Raw genomic sequence first — 8,483 nt, 5'->3', positions numbered from 1 at the left:
ATCTGACATCACATCTCGCGAGAGATCATCTTCTACAGTTCCTACAGTAAGCGGTAACGTAGAAGGGACAACAGTTCAACCGGTAACAACTCGAGATGAACAAAATCAAGATGTTGCTCTTGCAGAGCCTGCTGTACAATTAAGTGAATCTGACATCACATCTCGCGAGAGATCATCTTCTACAGTTCCTACAGTAAGCAGTATCGTAGAAGGGCCAACAGTTCAACCGGCAACAACGCGAAGAGCATCTGTATAGCTTCTACAATTACGCTAAAAGACTAAAAATTCTTTACTCTTTTTGAATTTGTATGTTCTGACCTTACTATCACACCCTAGAACTATACATCAAGCGTTATTGAGGCTATAGAAGCACACCTCAATAAAAGAGCGGGAGAAGGGGTTCGAACCCTCGACCTCAACCTTGGCAAGGTTGCGCTCTACCAACTGAGCTACTCCCGCAATTAAAAATGATTTAAATTCTACTCTTAATTATAGGTAAATATCACAACTTGTAAACCTACAAAAATTGATGGTATTTTTTTTCTTACATTGCATTACACCTGTATCTTTCACTTCATATAGTATTATGTAATAGTTTACTTATTCATTATTTTGCCTATTATTAATATATGTATACTTTAGGAGAATAATTTGTCCAAAATTGCTATTATTGACTTTGGTTCACAGTTTACACAACTCATTGCAAAAAAAATTAGGGGTATGAATGTATACTGCGAGATATTTCATAAAAATGTGAGTTTTGAAATAATATCGGAATTCAGTGGTTTTATTTTTTCTGGAGGACCAGATTCAGTTAATGGTGGCAATTCTTCAGTAAATAAGTTAGTAAACGACGTCATAAATTTTAATGAAACAACAGGTGTTCCTATACTTGGAATATGTTATGGGCAGCAATTAATTTGCCACTATTTCGGAGCAGTAGTAAAAGAAAATTTTAAACGGGAATTTGGTAAGACAAAAATAAAAATACAAAAAGAATCTCCTATTATAAAAGGCATATGGAATATTGATTCTGAAGTGGATGTATTAATGAACCACTCAGATAGTGTTGATACCATACCAAAAGGCTTTACTGTTGTTGCATCAGGGGTAATAAACCAAACTATGGCGATAGTTGTAAATGAAAAACGTAAGATATATTGCACTCAATTTCACCCTGAAGTAAGGAGTACAGAAAATGGCAGTAACTTACTTTCTAATTTTCTTGATATTGCTAACTGCACTAGAGATTGGACAATTAGATCATTTATTGATGAGCAAAAGGAGAGAATTAGGTGTGTAGTAGGAGATAAGAAAATTATTGCTGCAGTAAGTGGAGGTGTTGATTCAACTGTTGCAACGGCGTTAACCTACCAAGCTGTGGGACAGCAGTTGCATTGTCTTTTTATTGATACCGGGCTACTTAGTAAAAGCCAAAAGCAAAATATTCACATAATTAAAGAATTTCCAATAAAATGCATCGATAAATCAGATTTATTTTTAAGTAGGTTAAAAGGAATAACTGATCCGGAAGAAAAGCGCAAGATTATAGGCAATACTTTTATTGAAGTGTTTGAAGAAGAAGCAAAAAAAGTAGGTGGTATAGACTTTTTAATGCAGGGTACTATCTACTCTGATGTAATCGAATCAGGACATGCATCAGATAATGCTAGCACGATTAAGTCTCATCATAATGTTGGTGGGTTACCAGAAAAGATGAAGTTGAAATTAATAGAACCTTTGCACTATTTATTCAAGGATGAGGTAAGATTGCTTGGGAAAGAAATTGGACTGGTAGATGAAATAATATTTCAACATCCGTTTCCTGGACCTGGGCTTGCTGTGCGTATTATAGGTGAAGTTACAGAAGAGAAAGTGTGTATACTACAAGAGGTTGAAGAGATATATATCAACACAATGAAAAGTTACAATTTATATAGCGAAATATGGCAAGCTTTTGCTGTACTATTGCCAATAAAAACTGTGGGTGTGATGGGAGATAAAAGAACATATAAATATGTCTGTGCTTTGAGAGCTGTAACATCTTCTGATGGAATGACAGCTGATGCATTTCCATTTGAAGACAAAAATAAATACTCACTAGTATTTTGGGATTTTTTACAGAATGTAAGCAATATTATTGTTAATAATGTTGCAGGTGTTAGTAGAGTTGTTTATGATATCACTTCAAAACCACCTTCAACCATTGAATGGGAGTAAACTTTTCAAATACCAAACTGTCCGTCTCACTAAAAAATTCCTGCAGTGATAAAATTAATACTTTTTTAATCTATGTAAGTTACTTTCAATGTTCTATACACTAGTAAGGATATTTTTATGGTAAATAACTCTTCTTTGACTTCAACGGAATTTGCTAAGAGTAATAGTAGGAACAAGCAGCTTATTTTTATGCAAATTGCTGCTTGGTTAATAGATAATACAGGCCTGACTTTTAATCAAATTGCACAATGTTGTAAGTTGGATCTTGAAGAAGTGCAAGATATAGCTGATGAAGAGATAGATGTTGAAAAGTATAACCCCGTTGCTTCTGGAATAATTACTGAAAAAGACATTTGTGATTGTCAAGAGAACCTCGAAAAAGTGCCAAAACTTGTCATGAGAAACATAAGAATGAAAAACAAGGCTCTTGGCAATATTCTTGGTTTTGCTTCTACAGCAAGGCGTAGAGATAAACCTGATGCAATTTATCATTTAATAAAAAAATTTCCTATTCTCAATAACAATGTAATAGCTAAATTAGTAAGCACAACACACCACACTGTGGAACAGATTCGCAATGGTTCTCACCATAATATGCAAAATATCAAGCCTCAAGATCCTGTACTTTTAGGTTTATGTAGCCAAAGAAATTTAGAAGCAGAAGTAGAAAAAGCAGAGGTGGAAAGGGAAAAGCAAGAAAGGTTGCAGAATATAAAGAATAATGACTGAAATTATTTATTTACTTTCGTATTTTATTGATGTTAAATTAACTTGACTTAATAGCAATTACTGGTATAATGTAAGGAAAGTGTATAATCTTTTATAACTGGCTTTTAAAAGCCAGCTTAGCACAATTTATTACCTTATAAGTTACGTTTTAGGCGAACAAAACGCCAGTTGAAATTTTAACAATCTTGGAGGATTATGGCAACTATTAATGAAGATATTTTAGCAAAACCAGCTAAATTTGAATCAGCAAAGCAAAATGAATCACCTGCTGCTTGTGAAATACATCAAAGTGTTGATAAAGCTGATAAGAATGAAAAGAGGCAAACACTGGACTTAAGTGAATTGAAAGAGCAAACGCCAGAAGCATTATTAAAATTGGCTGAAGAAAAAAAAGTTTCAACCAGTGGGAAGAGTAATGGTAGGATGCTTAAACAGGAAATGATATTTGGTTTAATGAAGAAAACAAGTGAAGAAGGAGGCATTATCACAGGAAGTGGAACATTAGAAATATTGCCTGAGAATTTTGGATTTTTACGTTCAGCAAGTGGAAATTATGCACCTAGTGCTGATGATGTCTATGTCTCTGCTGGACAGAGCAAAAAATTTAATTTGCGTACAGGAGACATGGTGCATGGGGAAATAAGGTCACCTAATGATAAAGAAAGATATTTTACTTTAACTAAAGTTCAAAGTATCAATAACACTGAAGTAAGTGAATTAAAGAAATATGTTCATTTTGACAATTTACTACCTCTTTATCCTGAAGAAAGTTTAAAGCTTGAAAATGTGGGAAGCAGCAGTGGTGATAAAAAAGATATAAGCATGCGTGCCATAGACATAGTTACTCCACTTGGAAAGGGACAAAGAGCATTGATAGTTGCTCCACCTCGTACAGGAAAAACTATACTACTTCAACAAATGGCTCATTCTATAGCTACAAATCATCCTGAAATAGAACTGATGATGTTGCTTATAGGTGAAAGACCAGAAGAAGTTACAGACATGACACGCTCTGTTAAAGGGGAAGTGGTAAGCTCTACATTTGATGAACCTGCTTATCGTCATGTGCAGCTTGCTGAGTTGGTAATAGAAAAAGCTAAGAGAATGGTTGAACACAAAAAAGATGTGGTAATATTTCTTGACTCCATTACGAGACTTGCACGTGCTTATAATGCAGTTATTCCTTCATCAGGAAAGGTATTGACTGGTGGGGTAGATTCAAATGCATTACAGAGACCAAAGAGTCTATTTGGAGCGGCTCGTAATATTGAAAATGGTGGCTCTTTAACAATAATTGCTACAGCGCTGATAGAAACTGGTTCAAAAATGGATGATGTGATTTTTGAGGAATTTAAAGGTACAGGAAATTCTGAAATCATGCTTGATAGAAGACTTTCTGATAAGCGAATATTTCCAGCTATTGATATTACAAAATCAGGAACTAGAAAAGAAGAGCTGTTAATTGATAAAGCTATATTAAATAAAATATGGGTATTGCGCAGGATACTCAATCCGATGGGATCTGTTGAAGCAATGGAATTTTTACGTGATAAATTACTTTTAACAAAAAGTAATGCTGACTTTTTCAACGCTATGAATAGCTAGCTTATCTGCTGTAGTGATTTGATTTTCAATTTACTATTTTTTATATATTGAATTGCCAGCACTAAGGCTTTGCTTCCAGAAGTGGTGGTGCTGTAGGCTATGTTTTGCAAAATGGCAGTTCTTCTAATATCTTTGCTATCTGGCACTGATTTTATACCTTTTGAAGTGTTGATCACTAAGTTTATCTTTCCATCTTTTAGCATATCAACTATGTGAGGTCTTCCCTCTCTCACTTTATTTACAGCTTTTGCAACAATGCTATTATTATTTAAATATAAAGCTGTGCCTTTGGTTGCATAGATTTCAAAACCTAATTTATTTAACATCTGTGCAATTGGTAGTATAGACTCTTTATCATCATCCTTGACTGAAATTAAAGCTGCTCCTTCCATTGGTAATTTGTACCCTGCAGCCATATGTGCTTTTGCAAGAGCTGCTTCAAATGATGAATCGATGCCCATGACTTCCCCTGTGGATTTCATTTCTGGGCCAAGTAAAATATCTGCTCCCGGAAAACGCGTAAAAGGAAAAACTGCGACCTTAACGGCAAAATAATTAAATGTTTTATTTTTTTGATCCAATTTATTACCTAAAATAACCTGCGTGGCAAGTTTTGCTACAGGTATATTAATTACTTTGGAGATAAAAGGAATAGTGCGACTAGCTCTTAGGTTTACTTCAAGTACATATATATTATTTTCCTGAACAGCGAACTGAATATTCATCAAACCTATAACTCTTAATGCACGGGCTATTTTTGTGGTTTGTGATTTAATTTCTTTAATTATCTCATTATCTAATGTATTTGTTGGCATTGAACATGTTGAGTCACCTGAATGAATACCAGCTTCTTCTATGTGTTCCATAATAGCTGCAATGAAAACATTTTCTCCATCACATACTGCATCAACATCAACTTCAACTGCATTAACTAAAAACCTATCAATCAACAATGGACCATGTTCGAAAATCTTAGTTTGATTTAAAACATACTCTTTAAAGCTCTCAATATTGTATTTTATTGACATAGACTGGCCACCTAAAACGTAAGATGGTCTTACTAACAATGGAAACTCGACTTTTTCTATGCAGCTGAAAGCTTCTTCAACTGAGTGACAGATAGAATTTTCCGGTTGTTTTAAATTTAGCCTTAAGGCAAGGTCTTTAAATCTCATGCGATCTTCTGCAAGATCTATAGAATCGAAAGAAGTGCCTAAGATTTTGAAACCTCTCTCATTAAGCACTTTTGCTAACTTCAAAGGTGTTTGGCCACCAATTTGAACTATTATTCCTACCAACAGGCCATTTTCTTGCTCTTTTTCCAATATTTCCAGCACATCCTCTGCAACTAAAGGTGCAAAATATAAACGGTCAGCGGTATCATAATCGGTTGAAACAGTTTCTGGGTTACAATTGATCATTATTGTCTCAAATCCCATTTCTTTAGCTGCAGAGACTGCATGCACACATGCATAATCAAACTCAATGCCTTGGCCAATGCGATTTGGTCCACTACCTAAAATTACAACTTTATTGCGATTAGAGACGCTTGCTTCGCACTCAGTTTTATTTACAACATCACCTTCATAACAGCCATACATGTAAGCAGTACTAGATTCAAATTCAGCGGCACAAGTATCAACACGCTTATAGACCTGTTTAATATCGAATTTTTTTCTGATACTTTCTATCTGCTCTGACGTCATTTCAGTACGTGACAGCTTAGCCAATCTTGCGTCCGAGAAACCCATTTTTTTTAGCTGTAGTATTTCATGTGCAGTTTCAGGTAATCCACCTTCTTTAATTTTTTGCTCAGCTAAGATAATTTGCTTTATGTTGTATAGAAACCAAAAATCATAGCCAGTAATAGAATTGATTTCTTCGATGCTAACTCCAAAGCGCATAGCATCAGCAACAATTAGCAGTCTGTTGGGTAATAATTTAGCTAGCTGAGATTTTATATAGTCAATATCAGTGTCTTTAGGAAACACCTCATCCAGTCCTGTTAGTCCGGTTTCAAGGGAACGTAAAGCTTTCTGCAATGATTCATTAAAAGTGCGACCTATTGACATTACCTCTCCCACTGACTTCATGGCAGTTGATAGTTCACAATTTGTACCTTTGAATTTTTCGAACTCAAATCGTGGTATTTTAGTGACAATATAGTCGATAGCTGGCTCGAATGAAGCAGGTATTATTGGTGCACAATCATTGCGTATTTCATCAAGTAAGTAGCCGATAGCAAGCTTGGTTGCAACCTTTGCAATAGGAAATCCTGTAGCTTTTGAGGCAAGCGCAGAAGAACGAGAAACTCTTGGATTCATTTCGATAACGACTAAACTGCCATCCTCCTTAGGATTAACAGCGAATTGCACGTTTGCACCACCGGCATTGACACCAATTTCTCTTAGTACTGCGATAGAAGCATTTCTCATTTGTTGATATTCTGCATCACGCAAAGTTAAAGCAGGGGCAACGGTAATGCTATCTCCTGTATGCACTCCCATAGGGTCAACGTTTTCTATTGAACATACTATTATGCAGTTATCCTTACAATCACGAATCACTTCCATTTCGTATTCTTTCCATCCTATAATGGATTCATCTATCTGAGCTTCATTTATTGGTGAGGCTTTCAAAGCATTGTCTGCAATGTTAAAAAACTCTTCTTTGTTATACGCTATACCACTACCTGTTCCTCCAAGAGTGAACGATGAACGAATGATTGCAGGTAGCCCTATGTATGCTAAAGCTCCCTTGATTTGTTCATGACTTTTTATAATAATGCTTTTTGGATACTTAAGCCCTATTTTATCCATAGACTGACAAAATAGTTCTCTATCTTCTGCCTTCTTGATTGTTTCTCTATTGATTCCTATCAATTCTACATTGTATTTATCTAACACCCCAGTGTCCGCAAGCTTCATTGCACAATTCAAAGCAGTCTGTCCTCCCATTGTTGGCAGTATTGCATCTGGCTTTTCTTCGATTATGATTTTTTCTATTATTTCAGGCAGTATTGGTTCAATATAAGTGGCGTCAGAAAATTCGGGGTCTGTCATTATAGTTGCTGGATTTGAGTTAACTAAAATTACTTTATATCCTTCACTTTTTAATACTTTACAACTCTGGGTTCCTGAATAATCAAATTCACACGCTTGACCGATGACTATCGGTCCAGCCCCGATGACTAATACTGATTTAATATCTGTGCGCTTTGGCATAATTATAATAACTGTCTTATTTAATTAATATTATCAATCTTTGTTATGCATGTGAATTTTTATTGAACCTGCAGCGACTTATTTATGGCTAACACGAGTAAAGGTTACCTTATTTTTGAAAAATAAAATCAATAGCATCATGAACATTCGGCCAAAAATTTGTAGTACTTTCTCACAGCATGCTTTATAATCCCAATTGTGGATCAAAAAGAGGTGAAAGGTGATTTCTTAATAAAATTATATCATAATTAAATATCATTATCATTGTTAATTTAAGAGAACATTATGCCTACAAAAAAGGAATTAGAATTATTGGATGCTGCTGAAAGTGGTAAATTAGAACTAGTAAGTCAGCTAATAGAACAAGGAATAGATATTAAGGCTAAAGATGTATTGGGATATACTTCTTTACATAACGCTGCTAAAAATGGTCATCTAGAAGTAGTTAAACTATTAATTGCTAAGAATGCGGATGTTAATGCTCAAAGTAAAAACAAATATGTTCCTTTAGAAGATGTCTTGAAAAGAAATGAAAAGATAAATATACTAAAGCAAATGTAGAATTAAGAGGTAAAAAAATGTATCCAAGTGACATAAGTGACAAAGAATGGGAAATACTAGAGCCATACGTTGCACAAGGGGCAATAGGAAGGCCAAGAAAACACGATATTAGAGCGATTATTAATGCAATAAGATATATAATGA

The 8,483-nt window shown here is 34.8% G+C and carries 6 protein-coding genes and 1 tRNA gene; 5 read left to right on the top strand and 2 right to left on the bottom strand.

Going from position 1 to position 8,483, the window contains the following annotated elements; genetic code table 11:
* Positions 1-256: hypothetical protein (locus IC220_RS05445; protein WP_188153506.1), on the top strand; the 256-nt coding region annotated here is incomplete at its 5' end.
* Between the two features lie 130 nt (positions 257-386).
* On the opposite strand, the gene IC220_RS05440 is transcribed toward IC220_RS05445, so the two are convergent.
* Positions 387-459: transfer RNA gene (locus IC220_RS05440), tRNA-Gly, on the bottom strand.
* A gap of 192 nt (positions 460-651) precedes the next feature.
* Here IC220_RS05440 and guaA point away from each other — a divergent pair.
* From guaA to rho, 3 genes are all read left to right on the top strand, one after another.
* A complete protein-coding gene (guaA, locus tag IC220_RS05435) occupies positions 652-2,220 on the top strand; it encodes a glutamine-hydrolyzing GMP synthase (RefSeq protein ID WP_188153505.1) in 1,569 nt (522 codons plus the stop codon).
* A gap of 117 nt (positions 2,221-2,337) precedes the next feature.
* Entirely contained in the window at positions 2,338-2,949 is a 612-nt protein-coding gene (locus tag IC220_RS05430) for a cell cycle transcriptional regulator TrcR (RefSeq protein ID WP_188153504.1), read from the top strand.
* A gap of 195 nt (positions 2,950-3,144) precedes the next feature.
* Positions 3,145-4,554 (top strand): transcription termination factor Rho, encoded by a 1,410-nt coding sequence (gene rho / locus IC220_RS05425; RefSeq protein WP_188153503.1) that lies wholly within the window; start codon positions 3,145-3,147, stop codon positions 4,552-4,554.
* Here the strand turns inward: rho and carB are convergent.
* Complete coding sequence (carB, locus tag IC220_RS05420) at positions 4,551-7,778, bottom strand: carbamoyl-phosphate synthase large subunit (RefSeq protein WP_188153502.1); 3,228 nt, start codon at positions 7,776-7,778, stop codon at positions 4,551-4,553. The two genes, rho and carB, sit on opposite strands and share 4 nt — an antisense overlap.
* A 285-nt stretch (positions 7,779-8,063) precedes the next feature.
* On the opposite strand from carB, the gene IC220_RS05415 reads away from it, so the two are divergent.
* On the top strand, positions 8,064-8,339 hold the full coding sequence (locus IC220_RS05415; RefSeq protein WP_188153501.1) for an ankyrin repeat domain-containing protein: 276 nt from the start codon (positions 8,064-8,066) through the stop codon (positions 8,337-8,339).
* Positions 8,340-8,483: the final 144 nt, after the last annotated feature.

Source organism: Wolbachia endosymbiont of Pentalonia nigronervosa (assembly GCF_014534705.1).
Taxonomy (GTDB): Bacteria; Pseudomonadota; Alphaproteobacteria; order Rickettsiales; family Anaplasmataceae; genus Wolbachia.
This window is presented reverse-complemented; position numbering and strand designations above follow the sequence as displayed.